Origin of the sequence: Streptococcus sanguinis (genome assembly GCF_050225395.1) — a bacterium.
GTDB lineage: Bacteria > Bacillota > Bacilli > Lactobacillales > Streptococcaceae > Streptococcus.
Genome location: NZ_CP071431.1, coordinates 2,366,891 through 2,383,465 on the forward strand (window position 1 = coordinate 2,366,891; position 16,575 = coordinate 2,383,465).

Sequence of the window (16,575 nt, forward strand, 5' to 3'; positions counted from 1 at the left end):
TTTAGATGCAGGTTAAACCGCGTGTGTGTGAAGTTGGTTTAACCCGAATCATTAAGCAGCCAGTGCCATAAGATAAGAATTCTTGTCTTATGGTTTTTTCTTTTTACCGATATGCATATTTTGGTAGGAAATGCTAGGAACAAAAGCTTTATTTGCTTTAAAAAACATTTACCTATCACAGTATATGACATAATTGACGTCTTGTCAACAGGTTTGCCTCGAAAAAAATGATTGCATTTAAAAAAATGTTTAATTTTGATAAAAGCTTGTTATATCAACGTTTCTAACGTTTTTTAAATAGCTTTTTTTCTTTCAAAGTTTAAAAAACAGCAAAATTTTTGAGGGAATTTCTCCCCTTTACTGCTTCTTTTTCAACCTTCAGATGGACAGTGTGACAGCATCTGTCTTCTTCTGATCGGTAGTCGATATGCTTAGGAAAGGCGCTTCAGGACAAGGCTTAGCAAGCTTTGCCTGTTTCTTCCTACTCAATAGTATATGCTAAAGAAAATGCATTGTCAATACATTTGCATTTTCTAAGAGGTAAAACCACCCTAAAAATGCACAGAGTGTTTAGCTTGTCTATTTTTTATAGAAAAACCACAAAATCAAAAAGCTAGAATTTTCAGACAAATCTACATTGTTATATTATAGAAGAAAAAACTCCAGAAAATAATATTTCCTGGAGTTCTTTTAATATGCTACAAACTTATAAGATTACAACCTGAGCCCTTGATATCTTTGAAATAGTATCTTCTTATTATACACCAAAAGACTGAGATAGTTTCATGGCTGGTCTAAAGTTTATATTAAGATAGTGGATGTCTTTCAAATTAATAAACTTATTCAGTTTCTGGAAAACTAATTCCTTCTTCAGCAGCCCAATCATAACGTCTCACAAAGGGCTGCCAATTTAGACTTTCCCAATCAACTTCTGGAGCAGTTAGATATTTTTTTTCGGCTTGACTAATTGTCGTTATCGGCTTACCCTTTTCTATATCACTTTCATAGCGATAAAGCTTTAGGGAACCTTTATTACGAGAAAACCTCGCTACAGTTTCAGGTACTTTAGTTACGGGATCCACTTTGATAATTTCATAATCTATTGGAGATTCTCCTTGAGAAGAGTCCTCTTCTGTTGTTGTTATTATCGTCCCATCTTCTAATATCTTATACTTATGCTTATAATTATATACAGAGCTGAAACCCTTAGGCAAATGTACTGGTTTTAAACCTACATAAGTCTGGGCATCTGAAGTCTGCCCGTATGCATATAAAATTTTTTCTATTTCACCATTCACTAGATAAACCAATTCTGGGAATCCATTTTTATCTAAATCATACAATGTGTAATAGATAGGTGTGCCATCTGCAACATTAAAATAATGGTAAAGACCTTCTATTAATATATCACCATCTCTATGAGGTCCTGGCATCAATTCAAATTTAAATGCTCGATAATTCTTTACGTTATATGGCAACTCACCTATTTTTATGTTGGTAATTTTACGTGTGGACTGCAAATTCCTTAAAGAAAAAGTATTGCTGAAATGATTCTCACTATCATCGGAACTATCAGATGTGTCATCATCAGAACTAGTTTCATCAGATTCATCTAATGGCTTGACGTCTTTGAGCTTTCTTTTACCACTGTTTGGTTTGTACTCTCCCTTAGCCATCAGACGCTCAAAGAAACGCTCACTGTCTAAGAATTTCCCTTCCAACTTCAGACCAGAGAAGCCCACTTCATAACCTAGGGTTAAGTCCGCAAAGAGAACAGCACGACCACTGGCTTTTTCTAATTTAGGCGAATCAAGATTTTTCTGAGTGACCTGTGCATTCAGTTCACCTTCTAATCCGAGGCCAACCGCAACATCAAAGGATGCTACAGATAGATTAAGGAATCCTGGTTTAAAGACCGCCATAGGACCCTCTTTTATTTGACCATAAATGTTTAAGTCTAACTTATTGCTTAATTGAACATTTTGATCAAAGTAGGCTTTCTGATTTTTAACACCTAATTCAGCTGCTACATCAAAATTACTTTCGGTACTAATATTAAACTTTCCTTCAGCATTGAGGAACACATAGATGTCTACGCTAACTACAACACCGTAATAAGATGAAAAATTGACCGTTACTAGTTTCACCTTCTCTTCGAAGCTGGCTTCTTTCTTGAAATCAGTCGTCAATTTAAAGTTAAGAGACGGTTTTACAAAGACATGCGGAGAACGTCCTGGAGCCCAGTCAAGCTTAGCCTCGACCTTTCCGGTAACCTTCAAGCCAACATCAACACCTTTGATTTTCTTCTTCCATGTCTTTCTAGCAGCTGCAGAAGCAGAGACCGAGGCTCTATTACCGAGGTCATCTCCTTCATCTTCTTCTACGCTCGTGCCTTCAGCAGGAGTAAAGGTTCCTCCATCAAGATCAAACTCTGTCTGTACATTAATCTCTTTGGCTACCTCTTCTAAAGTAGCCTTTGTGACAGTCAGAACGGTTTTCCCGTCAGCAACCTTTGAAGTAACCACTTTAAAGGCAAAACCTGTAGGATAATTTCCGCTTGCCGGCAGAACAATAACATCCCCTGGTTTTAGTTTTTTCTCCTCGGGCAGAATGACCTGACCAGCCTTTTCATCAACCTGATAATCAACAACATCTAGTTGAACAACTGATGGATTCAGAACAACCTTGCCCATAGCATCTGAGTTGTTATGTCCCGGAGAGAATTGACCAAGAATATTGTGAACTTGGAAATCATTATTTCCATTTGCAGTAATACTAGCTTCAAAATCCTTCCCATGAAGGGTATATGTTTTTCCTCTAGTCAGGTGAACATAGAAATAACCATCACTATCAGTTTCAATCGTTTGAATTTCTTTACCATTCTCTTTCAGAGTAACGGTTCCAAATTCTATACCTCTGCCTGTTAGATTTGAAAAAGCGTGACCTGAAAGTAGAACTTCTTCTGCTGACCCTTGTTTTGGGCTATCAGAACTATTTCCTAATTCATCCCCTTGGCTATTTTTTTCCGAGGATGGAGTGTCAGGATTCGTTGATTGATTAGGATTCATTGGTGTTGATGGTTGGGTGCCAACCGAAGATCCAGTATCAGACACTGTCGGAACGGTTCCTGAATCTACAGATGTGACTGGTGAATCTGAATCCGGAACAGTTGGACTTGGAACTACACCTGAAGCACCGCTATCCAAAGGCGGAGTCAGAGTATCCACACTTGGTGACGGATTGGTGACTACTGCCCCATTGTCAGATGCTGTCGGAACAGTTCCTGAATCTACAGATGTGACTGGTGAATCTGAATCCGGAGCAGTTGGACTTGGAACCACACCTGAAGCTCCACTATCCAAAGATGGAGTCAGAGTATCCATACTTGATGATGGATCGGTGACTACTGCCCCATTGTCAGACGCTGTCGGAACGGTTCCTGAATCTACAGATGTCCCTGGTGAATCTGCACTTGAAACTGTCGGACTTGAACCACTTCCATCTGAAGATGGAGATGGAATAGCTGTCCCTGGTGATGATTGACTACCAAGCGAAGACCCAGTATCAGACGGTGACGTTACAGTAATGGTATCTACCGGTGTCACTGGTGAATCTGAATTTAGCCCTGTACTTGCACTACCATCTGAAGACGAACTTGGATAGGCTGGCGTCCCAATATCAACTGGTGACGTGCTACCATTCCCTGATATTCCTTGCGTATCCGTCTGACTTGGCATGGTAGATGAACCTACGTGTGCCTCAGTAGCAGGATTGACAGAAGTTTGATTGGTCAGGCTAGATTTCTCTTCAAGAAGAGGATTTTCAACCGAGCGATAATAAACAGTCAACCGAACAGGGACATCTTTATCAAAGAGCCGAACATTCTGAGTAAACTCAACTAGAGAACTAACCAAAGTATCGGCAGATACGAGTGCCGCACCAAAAACACTAGCTGAAATCACTAAGAAAAATAATAACAATTTTCTTGAGTAGGTATATCTCCACAAGAAGAACCCTAGAAGAAGCAAGATAAAACCAGCAACTGAAAAAATGAGTGTTTTTTCTCCTGTTTTTGGTAAAACTCCTGCTTGATCCTGCTTAATGTTTACCTTAAACTCATGAGTTTGACCAGACTTTAGGCTTTCTGATGTAGGCAAATGCCCATCAACTTCATAACCTTGTGGCAAATTTAGCTGATAGCTAACATCATTTACCTCTGAATTACTTGAATTTCTTACTTTTACTGATAATTGATTTTGACCATCGCCACTAATTTCCGCGCTAATTTGTTCATTAGCGAAAGCAATTCGGCCAGTCCCCAATATCATTGCTAAGAAAAACAAGATACTAAACAGTTTTTTCCTCATTTTACCTCCTATTTTATTTTATAGGGAAAGGCAGAATTTCCCAATGCTAAGTATAGTATGAGTTAATGTATTTGTCAATATTATAATTTATTAATTATATTAATTATGTTTTTGTACAATAAAAGCAGCTCTTATGAACTGCTTTTATATATTGAGTTAGATTCTAAAGTTTGTTTTGATATTAGATTTTATATTATTAATTATATATATCCATTTTGTTGTTTTTGTCTAAAAAATACTTTAGTATAAGATTTAGTCCACTGCCTCTCCACCTATGCACCACTCTTCATGCTCTTCCAAACTGCTATCCGTCTGGATAGTGATTTTGGTGATGCCATAGGCTTGCAGTTCTTGACGCAGAGTAGTCTGGGTCTCGGCCAGCAGCTCTGGATTTTCAAGACAGATATGGATCATAGCAAATTTTTCCAAACCGTCTGTGGTCCAGACATTAAGCTGGGTAATAGTCTGAACGTTTTCAACCGCCAGAATTTCCTGATAAAGCTGGCTCAAATCAATATCGCTAGGGATATGATCCAAAAAGATCTTGATGTTTTCCCAGAACTTAGGCAGGGCCTTGCTGACGATGAAGCCCGCAATAAGCAGGGAGAGCAGCGGATCAAGAAAATACCAGTCGGTAAAGCGCAAAACGATAGAGACCAGAATAACAGCTACCCAGCCCAGAATGTCCTCTAAGAAATGGAGACTGAGAATAGACTCATTATGACTGTGTCCATGACCATGGCCGACCACCTTGCTGGCTGCTAGATTGACTATAATGGCAAAGATACCTAGCACCAACATGCCGTCATAATTGACCTTTTCAGGCGCAAAGACCTTGGGTACATTTTCGACAATCACCAAGGTCGAGCCGACCAGCAAGATGACCGAGGTCAGCAGGGCTCCCAAAAGGCTGTAGCGCTTATAGCCCAGAGTGTATTTCTTGTCTTCTTTTTTATTAGAAATTTTTTCAAAAAGGGTGGAAAGTCCGATGGCCATCGCATCTCCCGTGTCATGCACGGCATCGGCTAATACAGCGCTGGAATTGAACATGAAACCAAAGATAAACTCAAGAATGGCAAAGGAAAAGTTTAACAGAAAGGCAATAGTCATATTTTTACTAGATTTCACGGCAGCCTCCTTTCAGTTTGGCTAAATTTATAGTATAATGTAATCAAAACGGAACACCTTGTTCAGTTTTTCATCTTTATTATCCCTTATTCTCAGAAAGGAAACAAGAAGCAATTGAGGGGCTTTGTCCGTTACTGAACAATCCTGCTCTTTTGTTCCGAAATGCTATGGACAGACGAGTCAAGAAATCACGCGCAGCTATTTACCAAGCTTTTATCAGCCTGCTGCATCAAAAAAGTTATGAAAGCATTACAGTGCAAGAAATCATCGACCTGGCAGATGTTGGCCGGTCGACTTTTTATGCCCATTTCGATACTAAGGAAGCCTTGCTAGAGGAGGTTTGCCAAGACCTCTTTCAGCATACCTTTCTTGAACGCGACGACGGCAAGGATCTCTTTGAAGCAACCGCCCATATTTTCAAGCATTTCCAAAAGAATCAGGACAAGATTGCAACCTTGTTGCTTTCAAAAAATATCTATTTCACCAATCGCTTAAAGATTGAGCTGGAAAACTATCTCTTTCCAATGATTCAGGAGCAGCTCCTGCGAAAAAAATCTCAGCTACCCGAGCCCTTTCTAAGAAATTATGTGACTTCTACCTTTGTGGAGACGGTCAGTTGGTGGCTCCAGCAGAAGAAAACATTGCCAGAAACAGTTATCAGCCAGTATTTTCTGGATTTGATGGACTGATTTTATTTTGATATTTATATAGGAGGAAACTTAACTTTATGAAAAAGAAACATTCAAAATTTTTACTTCCAGGCATTCTGATGGTGGGGGTTGTCCTACGGGCGCCTTTTGCAGTGCTGCCCGTTGTTCTGGGTGATATTGCTAAGGGACTGCAAGTTCCCGTCAACTCTCTGGGACTGCTGACTAGCCTGCCCTTGATCATGTTTGCACTCTGCTCAGCCTTTTCCCCACGCCTGGCTCAAAAGGTCGGCCTGGAAAAGCTCTTTACCATAGCCATGATTGTGCTGACTCTGGGCTCTTTTATTCGTATCTTTAACCTGCCTCTACTCTATGCAGGTACAATCATGCTAGGGGCTGCCATCGCTGTCTTAAATGTGCTCCTGCCTAATGTCATTCAGGCAAATCAGCCAGAGAAAATTGGATTTTTAACCACGCTTTATATCACTTCTATGGGGCTAGCTATCTCAATCATGTCTCCCTTGGCTGCGCCTATTGTCCGCTTAGCTGGCTGGAAAGGACTGATTCTCGTCCTGACCCTCATCTGCTTACTGGCTTGCTTGATTTGGCTTCCCAACAGCCGGCATAATCACCAACTGACTAGCAAAAGCCGCGAGCATCAAATGGGCTCCCTGCTAAAAAATCCTAGAGTATGGGCTCTGATTGTTTTCGGTGGCCTGCAGTCTTTACTCTTTTATACGGCTATCACTTGGCTGCCGACTCTTGGTCAGTTGGCAGGACTTTCCAATGATGCTACTGGATTCTTGGCCTCTATCTTTTCCTTTATCAGCCTTCCTTTGGCCATGACGATACCTAGTCTGACAACGCGTCTATCCGCTAAAAAACGCTTGGGGATGATTGCTCTCTTTTCTGCAACCGGTATGGTTGGTCTGGGTATGCTGCTGGTCAAGACAGATTCCTTTGTCTACTGGCTCATCCTCAATCTGCTAATCGGTATGTCCGTCAGCGCCCTCTTCCCCTACCTCATGGTTACTTTCTCGCTGAAAACCAGTACTCCTGAGCAAACCGCTCAGCTATCTGGCTTAGCCCAGACTGGTGGTTATATTCTGGCCGCCTTTGGACCTAGCCTCTTTGGATACAGCTTTGATTTATTCCATTCCTGGACTCCAGCCATCCTCATTCTCATTGGCTTGGCTGCCATCGTGACACTAACACTCTTTTACATTGAGAAGTTTGACAAGATATAATAAAAACGAAAAACGCTTAGAAATCCTAAGCGTTTTTGCAATAGTTGAGACACTCTTCCAGATCCACATCTCGCTCTAAGTGTTCTGGTGTCCAAGGAATCAAGATATCTGGTTCAACTCCCCTGTCATTCATGCCTTTTCCTTGATCAATCCTAGTGTCACGTGAAGTGGGGAACAGGAGCTCATAGTCACCAAAATCCTTCACGCAGCAATTGGAATAATCTAAAATTCCCATAGTCGGACGCCCTAGGACCGTAACCTTGGGCATCTTTTTCATGGTATCAACAAAATTGTCGCCTGAAGACCCACAGGTAACATCTGCTAGTACAAAGACTTTTTCAGGTCGAGCTAGGCCTAGGACGTCTGGCAGAATGTTCTGATCACTGTCTTCATCGCCATAAAGGACATAACCTTTTCCCCTATTTTCTTCTAGCTCTTTTAGAAATTCTTTGAGAATCTGGTGAGTTTCTGCTGACAAGTTTGGATCTTCTAGGATATTTTGCATCAGTTGCTGACGCAAATCAACATTTCTATCAGTATAGAGAATCTCCATCCCATCATCGCTTGGCAAATCTAAGTCTCTGAAGGCCTTTCCCTGAGGGAGAATATATTTGAAAAGTGGATAATAAAGCGAGTCCGTCCCGCCATAATTGACTCGAACATCAATGATTAAATACTTGGCCTGCTCAATTGCTGCTTGGCTGTCTGCATATAGCTGACTGATAGCAGCCTCATCCGTAAAATCTTCTAACTTGAGATAAACGATGTCCTCAGAAAGATTGCGCCATTCAAACTGCGGTGACTTCTTTGGGTGAGCGGTCGGCTGAACATGCAGTTGCTCTTCCTTGCCATTGCGTACCACCGTAACTTCTCTGGCATGCCCCACAAAGTAAGCCCACTCCTTGTGCTGTCGCTCTGGTGTGGAACTGACAAAATAATCCTTGTGCTCTTGATACACCTGAGGTAAAGCTTTCCCATCCAAGGCTAAAATCTGATCTCCACGTTTCAGCCCCGTGTCGTTATTTGCCTGTAGGACGTAGAGGCAGTCTTGATAATATCTCAGTTTAAAACCGGGCGTTTGCGTTTCCTTAAGCCCAAACCAAACATGGGACAAAATCCCAAAACTGGCTATATAACAATGCATCTGGTAAAGAAAGTCCTCTTGGCTCATCTGGTCTGTGATACGCGCTCGATATTCTTCGGGATTTGCACCCATGATATCTTTCTTTGTTGAGGAATCCTCTCGCATAATTTCTACGACTTGCTCAAAAATCTCTGTTTTCTTCATTTTTTACTCCTTCTTCCAAGTGTCCTCATCATCCAGCAGGCCTCGCTTGGGCACTTTTGAGACATGACGATTGCCGGCCACATAAAATCCCAAAGGCTCCTCCAGCCAAGCATCTGAGCAGGTCACGCCAATCCGCGGACGGCTGGCAATCTGATTGGGAGTCAGGTCATGGGCTAATTGCAGACTGGAGGTCTCTAAACTCTGTCCATCAAAGCGCTTATCAATCCCAGCATACTTGGTTAACTTGCCAGGACCATTAGCTAAAAGTCGGCCATCCGGTAGCTCCAAAGCTCGAATCAGTACGGCTTCGGCCACATTTTCAGACTTGGTCACCAGATTCAGCATCTGATGGCCATGAATCTGATAGATATACCAGTGACCAGCTGGCAGATACATGGATTCATTCTTAGGGGAGCGGCGCCCTCTAGCTGAATGACAGGCGCTGTCCTGACTTCCTAGATAGGCTTCTGTTTCGACAATCCGGCCTAACTTCTGGCCATTTAGAATCAGCTGCATACCTAGCAAAGCTCGCGCTGCTGCAACCGTATCTGCCTCGATTAGTTTCTGAAAATCTCTTGATAACATAGGTTGATTATAGCATGATTTCTCCATTTACAGAGGAAAAGAAATGTTGCAAAAATGTTATTTTTCTCCTTCTCATAAACTTGTTATTTGTTACAAAACGATTACAAGATAAATAGCCCAGAAAGCGCGAAAAAGCTTGTAGAATCTGTATATTTTCTATTTATCGTAAATATAATTTGTAACATTTTTATTAATACAGTATGTTATTTATGTATCAATCCAGTTTTTCATTGCTTCAAATGAAATATTTGTTTAATATTATACTAGAAGGAGGGGTAAGATGAAAAAATTATCTAAAATTTCTTTATTTTTATTACCACTAATTGCACTTTTCTTTTTGGTAGCTTGCGGAAATTCTGCAGATAAGAAGACTGAAGAAAGCTCAAGTTCCAGCTCAAGCGTATCTTCTTCATCTAAAGCTAAAACAAGCTCTAGCAGCACATCTGAAGAAAGCGGTAGTGCCAAAGTCAACGTAAACGGCGGTGATACCAGCGTTAATGTAAATGGCGATGACGAAAGCGGCGATGCTTCTGTTGAAACTAACGGAGACGGTAGTGCTAATGTACAAACTGACAACGCTGGCGTTAGCGTAAATGAAGATGGTGTCCATGTTCAAGGCGGCGGTGTTGATGTTAAGGTCGGCAGCGATGGATCTGTCAATATCCAAACACCTTAATTGAAAAACATGTTTCGATTATTATAATTCATAAAAACCGAGTTTTGCTCGGTTTTTTGATTTTCTCCTGCACATTTAAAAAGACTTGCAAAACATTATAAACACTTGTAAAAGCTTATCCGTCGTGTTATACTCTATTTAGAAAAGCAAGGAGGGACAGGCATGTACCAAGAACAACGCTTAGCTGAAATTTTAGAGCTCTTGGCTGAGAAAAAACAGCTGTCAGCCAAGGATATGATTGAACATTTTCAGGTCTCTAAAGATACTATTCGGCGAGATTTTTCAATTTTAAGCGAGCGTAGGCTTGTGCAACGCACCCACGGAGGTATTATCCCGCTGGATACTAGCCGGCAAATCCCCTCCTTTAACGACCGTATCAACCAACTAAGTCAAGAAAAAAAGGCTATTGCCCAGAAGGCCCATGACTTTCTCAAGCCGGGGCAGATTGCTTTCTTTGATGTCTCAACCATCGTTCTCCATCTGGCTCAGCGCATCAAGGAGCCTATGACAATCTATTCCCATTCTCTGGATAATGCAATCATGCTGAGCAGTCAGGACAAAGTAGATTTTCACCTCTTAGGTGGAAAATTCTATCCCAAAAACCGCTTCTACTACGCGCTCAATGAAGCAGAGCTGCTGGAGCAAATTTCTTTTGACATTGCCTTTATCGGAGCAGCTAGTGTCTCTGACGGTCTGGTCAGCTTTGAAGACGAGGCTGATACTCACCTGAAAAGACTGGCTTTGAAGCACGCCAAGACTAAAATCCTGCTGGCCGAACAAGACAAGTGGCAGAAAGAGTCTAAGTACATCCTAGGTCCTGTCAGCGACTTTGACTACTGGATTACGGACCAAGAGCCCAGCCCTGAAGTCCAAAAACTGCTTGGAGACAAGGTTAAAATGATTTATTAAATCAATCCATTAGACACAAAGGAGGACGAGCTATGACAAAACAAGCGATTCGTCTGATTATCAGCGATATTGACGGCACGATTTTGGACGACCAGCATCAAGTGGATCCTAAGCTCAAGGATATGATTCCCCTGCTAAACCGAGAAAAAATCCCTTTCGTTCTCGCTTCTGCACGCTCTCCTCTAGGCATGGAGCCGATTGCGCGTGAGCTGGGACTGGGAGATAATCCGCTGGCCTGCTACAATGGCGCTCTGGTCATCAAGGGCGACCCGCAAGCTTATGAGACCATTATCGAACACCCTCTAGATAAGGAAGAAATCCGTTCTTTTCTGGAACTGGTCAAGGCTGAATTTCCTAGCGTGTCCATCAATCTCTATTCCGGTAAGGATTGGATTGCCGATAGTTTGGATAAGTGGGTACAGATAGAGGCTGCTATTACAGGTGAGCAGCCGATAATTCAGAATGTGTTAATGCCGGTGCTGGATGTTCTAATGCCTGCTCACAAGTTACTCCTCATTGATGAAGCGCCTATCATCCAGAAACTCCATGACTACCTACAGACCTTGGACTTTGCCAAGACAGCCTTCTATCTCTCTAAGGACAACTACATGGAAGTCACGGCCAAGCATGTCTCCAAGGAGCAAGCCTTATACGAAATTGCCCAGCACTATCAAGTGCCTCTAGAGCAGGTTATGACAATCGGAGACAACTTCAATGACCTTCCTATGCTCCGCCTGGCTGGACTTGGAGTCGCTATGGGCAATGCCCCCGAAGCAGTCAAAACCGAGGCAAAAGCCGTCACCAAAAGCAACAATGAGCACGGAGTTGCAGAAGCTGTAGAAAAGTATGTTTTGATATAACGCAAAAAATCTGCTCAAGGGCAGATTTTTTTATTGATGATAGTCATAAGCCAGGCGAGGACTGCCATCAGCCACATAAATAATGCCACACTCCCTAAAGCCGTAGTTCAGCACAGCAGCCTGCATAGCTTGATTGTCCGCATGGGTATCGATTCGCAAGTAGGGAATCTGCTGGCGGCAAAAATCAAAGACCTGACGGGATAGGCCTCTGACTTGCCCGTTCGAGGCGATGCGGTGAATGGTGTCGTAAGGCTCCGCAAAATGCCAGCTGCCCTTTTCGATGACCTGATAGGTCGGGTCTTCTCCAATGATAAAGGCAAAGGTGCCAACCGGCCGCCCTTCTTCCTCGACAACAAAGGAGTGGCCAGCCGCAATGTCATCCTCAATCAAGCTCGCGCTGGGATAGCCTCCATCCCACTGAGTCGGATTGCCTTGGTCTTTCATGAACTGACGAGCCACATCATAAATCGCCATAATGGCTGGGATATCTTCTATTTGGGACAAACGAATCTTCATCTTTCCTCCTTTATAAAAATAAGGCTGGAAAGTCCCAACCTTATTTGAATTCTTCTGGTTTGCCAGTATACTGAGACCATTCCTTGCTGAAGAAGCGGTCATTGATCTGGTAGTTTGGCGCCGGCTGTGGATTGGCTACAAAAGGATCAACCGCCTTGTCAAAGGCCAGCCAGCCATTCCAGCCCATGTGAATAGTATCCTGCATGAAGTAAGGCTTGTCGCCATCCTTAGAAAAGTCAGCAATGTTGGTAAAACCCTGACTTTCCAGCTGATAGCGAATCTTAGCCACCGTCCGCTGGTACATTTCAGGACTGAGTCCTGTATACTCCATCCACTTGGAATTAACCGGTGGAATGATGAAGATGACATTAGTCTTTGACTTGGCAAACTGGTCCAGAACCAGCTGCAAGTCGTTGTACTCAGGGGATTTTTCATAAGATTGCTTGGTCTGAAAACCTCTGAGCTTGGCAACCTTACCAGCCAGACGGGTCTTGTAAAATTGATTGTCTATGCCGAATTGGTTATTATTGGTCTTCTTCTTGGCCTCTGCTGTAGCAATCTCTTCCAAAGCCTGATAGGAGAAGGTGTCTGGCAAATCAGCCATATAAGGCAAAATTCGCTGGTCATAGTTTTCATTATTGAGGGCAGCAAAGTTGCTGAAAAAAGCATCTTGACGCTCATTAAGATGAGCCATCATCTCAATATGGCGCTCTTCAAAGCTGCTCAGCTTTTTACCTTCAGACAGCTTCTGGACGCTCTCTGCCATAGCGACATCTGGATAAAGCTGCAGGAGGCGCTGGGCTGCATATTGCGCCGCCGCATCTCCTTGCTGCTGAGACAGATAGGCCGTCAGCTGATCGCTGTTGAAGTACTGCTGAAAGGCCGAAGCATCATAGCCAGTCTTGGTAAACCACTGGGGCGACACTACATAGACCGCCGTTTGTCCCTCCAACTCAGAGGACATCTGCTGCATACCAAAGTACTGATTAAATGATGCTGCCCCGCGCTGGCCTAGAAAATAAGGCCGATAGGAGCGGTCATATTTCTCAGCCAGCACTGCTGGATGCATGCTATCAAAGCGCAGCCATTCACTAGAGCCAAAGAAGGGGACAAAGCGCATCTTCTTATCGGTCAAGGCTGTCACCTTCTTGCTGCGGCTCTTGAAGTTTTCTGCTGTCAGGGTCACTGCCGAGCGCTTCTCTGCTTCTATATCATGCTTTTTATCAAGCGGATAGAAGAAAAAGAGCAGGGCAACCATGACCATAGCGCAGAAAACCGGCCCCAGAATCAGCCAGAGTCGTTTAAGCATTGCGAAGCTCCGTCACGCCTTCAACGATTTTATTGGCTGTGTTCCAGTCATCGCGGCCAAACTCTGATACTGGCACGCGGATATCAAAACGGTTTTCCAGCTCAACAATCAGCTCGACCGTTCCCATACTGTCTAGAACACCAGCGTCAAACAAATCCTCGTCCATCATGTCTGACACATCTTCCATAAATAGTTCTTCAATAATTTCAATTACTTCTGCTTTTATATCCATTTTTCTTCCTCATTCATTTTTATTTTTTAAACCAAAGCTCATTTAAAAATCCAGAAAAGATTAAAAATGAGAACATGACCGCGTGAAAGGTCACCACAATCCCCAAAGCTTGGGTCCATTTATTGTCTGGCAGAGGCGGAAGTCCCTTAGCCTTGCGCTCTTTGTTTAGAGTTTTCTTCTTACGCAGCCAGGCATCATTGACGACTAGACCAGCTCCATGAAAGAGACCGTAGGCGATATAGTACCAGGTTACACCATGCCAGAAGCCCATAATCAGCATGTTGATCAGATAGGCCACACTAGAGGTCGTGTTGCGGTTTTTAAAGACCTTATTGCGCATCAGGACCATGACCAGCCTCATAAAGACAAAGTCACGGAACCAAAAGGACAGACTCATGTGCCAGCGATTCCAAAATTCTTTCAAATCGCGTGAGAGAAAAGGCTTATCAAAGTTGATAGGGCTCTTGATTCCCATGAGATTGGAAATAGCTAGCGCAAACATCGAATAACCGGCAAAGTCAAAGAAGAGATCCAGACCAAAGACATACATGACGCCCAGAGTTCCCAGATTAAAGAAACCGCCGGTATAGAGAGCGTAGGTCTTGACATGCCCCAGCAAGAGATGTCCAAAGATATGTGCCAGGATAAACTTATAAAGGAAGCCTAGCATGATATACTTGACAGACTGCTCTAGCATATCCAGCAACTCATCGCGCTCGGGAATGTTCAAATAGTCTTCATTGAAACGCTTGAAACGATCAATGGGTCCGCTCGAAAAGGTCGGCATGAAGAGCAGGAAACGCAGGAACTCCCAGAGCGTGAAGTCTGTCAAAACTCCATCCCGCATCTCAATCATCATCCCTACCGAGCGAAAGGTCAGATAGGAAATCCCCAAAAAGCCAAAGAGAGACTGATGACCGCTGATTGCGGGCTCTACCTTGACAAGCACAAGCGGCAGAACTGCCAGCAAGGTATGCAGATAAAAGATCCACTTGCTGTCTCGCGACCGCCGATAAAGCTTGTATGAGTAAACCCAGACTATCTGCCAGATGACATAGCCCAGTAAAGCACAAAGCTGCGCCAGACTGGGACCTGTCAGCATCAGGACGATAAAGACTAAGCTGACCAAGGCTTCATAAAGGGGGAAGCGTTTCTTAAAGAAAAGTCCAACAAAGATTGGCAGAACTGCCAGAACGATATAGACAAAGTAAACTGGGTTGCCGTAGGGTTCCAAGTGAGGCAGCTGTTTCAAGAAATCCATCATCGCTTATTGACCTCGCTAATCAGCCCCTTGATGTCAATCTTGCCATTCGGGGTCAGAGGCAGGGTCTCTCGATAGAGAAACTTGGACGGCATCATATAGGACATCATGATATCCTGCAGATCTTCCTTGATTGCCTTGGTAATATCGATTTCCCGCTCAAACTGCTCAGCCACACCGTCTTTGAGAATGACATAGGCTAGCAGATTTTGGACCTTGTGGTCCTTGTTGTAGCGGGGCACAGCCACCGCAGACTCAACGTATTTCGATTTGTTCAGGTTTTGAGACACATCCTCCAGCTCAATACGAAAACCATTAAACTTGATCTGGAAATCCATCCGGCCACCGTAGAGCAGCAGACCTTCATCTGTCATCGAGCCGACATCTCCTGTATGATAGGCTGGCAGACCTTCAAATTCAAAGAAGGCCTCCGCTGTCTTCTCAGGATTATTCAGATAGCCTTTGGATACAGCTGGGCCGCAGACGATGATTTCTCCCTGCTGGCCATTCGGTACTTTCTGCCCTTCTTCGTCAATGACAAAGGTCGGAGAGTCCGCCTTGGTATAGCCAATCGGCAGGCGCTTGCAATTTTGCAGCATCTCGTCTGTCACTGCTACCGCAGACAGGGCCACTGTTGCCTCAGTCGGACCGTAAGCATTGATAATGCGAGCTTGAGGAAAGCGATCGCGCAGCTTCTGAGCTGTCTTGACCGTCAACTCCTCGCCGTCAAAGTAGAAATGCGTCAGCTGAGGCAGCTTCTGGCTGTTAAAGTCATCTGACAGCAAGGCCATATCCGCGAAGGAAGGCGTCGAAGTCCAGATAGCAATAGGCAGACTGAGAATCGTCTCAAACAGCTGCTTGAAATCCTGAGTCACTGCCGAAGGCAGGGCAAAAAGAGTCCCTCCCAAGGCCAAAGTCGGCGCCCAATACATGACTGATAAGTCAAAAGAATAAGGCGGCTGAGCCAACATTTGAGGACGCTCCGGAGTCGCAAACTCCTTATCCGTAATCATCCAATTCGTAAAGCTGAGCAGATTATTATGGGAAATCTGCACCCCCTTAGGCTTGCCAGTCGTCCCTGATGTGAAAATGATGTAATAATTATCATCTCCCTGCACCGGATGGCTAAGCTCATAGGACGCTCCCTCTCTGAAAGCTGCCTGAACTTGCTCCGCACTAAAAATAGGAGCTGCAACATCTGCCAGCGGAAAATCACTGATAGCAATAATCAAGCTTGGCTCAGCAACTTCCACAATCGCTGCCACGCGCTCCAAGGCTGAATGGCTGTCGATTGGAATGTAGGCATGACCAGACTTGGTCAAGGCCACAAAGGTAGCCAGCATTTCGTATTCCTGACCGCCAAAGACCACAACCGGAGACTTGTCAGGAAGTCCCAGACGGTCAATCTGAGCCGCCAACGAATCGGAGTCCTTCTTTAAATCGCCATAAGTATGAACTTGACCTAAAATATCATAGACCGGAAAATCCGGCTGCACCTGAGCAAAATGCTCAATTGCTTCAATCATATCTTGTATCACTTTATTTGACAT

Annotated in this window: 14 protein-coding genes; 5 read left to right on the forward strand and 9 right to left on the reverse strand. The window is 43.6% G+C overall.

Features of this window, described 5'->3' with window-relative positions:
* Positions 1 to 839: 839 nt before the first annotated feature.
* Both J1C81_RS11645 and J1C81_RS11650 read right to left on the reverse strand, forming a co-directional pair.
* A complete protein-coding gene (locus J1C81_RS11645) occupies positions 840 to 4,367 on the reverse strand; it encodes an LPXTG cell wall anchor domain-containing protein (protein ID WP_004189445.1) in 3,528 nt (1,175 codons plus the stop codon).
* A 252-nt stretch (positions 4,368 to 4,619) separates the two neighbouring features.
* Positions 4,620 to 5,495 (reverse strand): cation diffusion facilitator family transporter, encoded by an 876-nt coding sequence (locus tag J1C81_RS11650; RefSeq protein ID WP_004189442.1) that lies wholly within the window; start codon positions 5,493 to 5,495, stop codon positions 4,620 to 4,622.
* 167 nt (positions 5,496 to 5,662) lie between these two features.
* Here J1C81_RS11650 and J1C81_RS11655 point away from each other — a divergent pair, with 167 nt between their 5' ends.
* Positions 5,663 to 6,184 (forward strand): TetR/AcrR family transcriptional regulator, encoded by a 522-nt coding sequence (locus J1C81_RS11655; RefSeq protein WP_002894195.1) that lies wholly within the window; start codon positions 5,663 to 5,665, stop codon positions 6,182 to 6,184.
* A 38-nt stretch (positions 6,185 to 6,222) separates the two neighbouring features.
* Entirely contained in the window at positions 6,223 to 7,389 is a 1,167-nt protein-coding gene (locus J1C81_RS11660) for a CynX/NimT family MFS transporter (protein ID WP_004189438.1), read from the forward strand.
* A 25-nt stretch (positions 7,390 to 7,414) separates the two neighbouring features.
* On the opposite strand, the gene J1C81_RS11665 is transcribed toward J1C81_RS11660, so the two are convergent.
* Positions 7,415 to 8,677 carry a S41 family peptidase gene (locus J1C81_RS11665; protein ID WP_004189435.1) on the reverse strand — a complete coding sequence of 421 codons (1,263 nt, stop codon included), beginning with the start codon at positions 8,675 to 8,677 and terminating at the stop codon, positions 7,415 to 7,417.
* 3 nt (positions 8,678 to 8,680) lie between these two features.
* Complete coding sequence (locus tag J1C81_RS11670) at positions 8,681 to 9,262, reverse strand: DNA-3-methyladenine glycosylase (RefSeq protein WP_032909863.1); 582 nt, start codon at positions 9,260 to 9,262, stop codon at positions 8,681 to 8,683.
* 280 nt (positions 9,263 to 9,542) lie between these two features.
* Here J1C81_RS11670 and J1C81_RS11675 point away from each other — a divergent pair, with 280 nt between their 5' ends.
* From J1C81_RS11675 to J1C81_RS11685, 3 genes are all read left to right on the forward strand, one after another.
* Positions 9,543 to 9,938 (forward strand): hypothetical protein, encoded by a 396-nt coding sequence (locus J1C81_RS11675; protein WP_004189429.1) that lies wholly within the window; start codon positions 9,543 to 9,545, stop codon positions 9,936 to 9,938.
* Between the two features lie 162 nt (positions 9,939 to 10,100).
* Positions 10,101 to 10,847, forward strand: a complete 747-nt coding sequence (locus tag J1C81_RS11680) for a DeoR/GlpR family DNA-binding transcription regulator (protein ID WP_004189425.1) — start codon at positions 10,101 to 10,103, stop codon at positions 10,845 to 10,847.
* Between the two features lie 32 nt (positions 10,848 to 10,879).
* Positions 10,880 to 11,707 carry a Cof-type HAD-IIB family hydrolase gene (locus tag J1C81_RS11685; protein ID WP_004189422.1) on the forward strand — a complete coding sequence of 276 codons (828 nt, stop codon included), beginning with the start codon at positions 10,880 to 10,882 and terminating at the stop codon, positions 11,705 to 11,707.
* Between the two features lie 30 nt (positions 11,708 to 11,737).
* Here the strand turns inward: J1C81_RS11685 and J1C81_RS11690 are convergent, their stop codons facing one another.
* The 5 genes from J1C81_RS11690 to dltA are packed head-to-tail and all read right to left on the reverse strand — an operon-like array spanning position 11,738 to position 16,575.
* Positions 11,738 to 12,223 carry a GNAT family N-acetyltransferase gene (locus J1C81_RS11690; RefSeq protein WP_004189419.1) on the reverse strand — a complete coding sequence of 162 codons (486 nt, stop codon included), beginning with the start codon at positions 12,221 to 12,223 and terminating at the stop codon, positions 11,738 to 11,740.
* A 40-nt stretch (positions 12,224 to 12,263) separates the two neighbouring features.
* The gene (gene dltD, locus J1C81_RS11695) at positions 12,264 to 13,532 is read right to left on the reverse strand and encodes a D-alanyl-lipoteichoic acid biosynthesis protein DltD (RefSeq protein WP_004189417.1); all 1,269 of its coding nucleotides are present in this window, start codon (positions 13,530 to 13,532) and stop codon (positions 12,264 to 12,266) included.
* Positions 13,525 to 13,764, reverse strand: coding sequence for a D-alanine--poly(phosphoribitol) ligase subunit DltC (dltC, locus tag J1C81_RS11700; RefSeq protein ID WP_002894204.1), 240 nt, complete (start codon positions 13,762 to 13,764; stop codon positions 13,525 to 13,527). The genes dltD and dltC overlap by 8 nt, the downstream gene beginning before the upstream one ends.
* Positions 13,765 to 13,783: 19 nt before the next feature.
* On the reverse strand, positions 13,784 to 15,028 hold the full coding sequence (gene dltB / locus J1C81_RS11705; RefSeq protein ID WP_004189414.1) for a D-alanyl-lipoteichoic acid biosynthesis protein DltB: 1,245 nt from the start codon (positions 15,026 to 15,028) through the stop codon (positions 13,784 to 13,786).
* Positions 15,025 to 16,575 (reverse strand): D-alanine--poly(phosphoribitol) ligase subunit DltA, encoded by a 1,551-nt coding sequence (dltA, locus tag J1C81_RS11710; RefSeq protein WP_004189411.1) that lies wholly within the window; start codon positions 16,573 to 16,575, stop codon positions 15,025 to 15,027. The genes dltB and dltA overlap by 4 nt, the downstream gene beginning before the upstream one ends.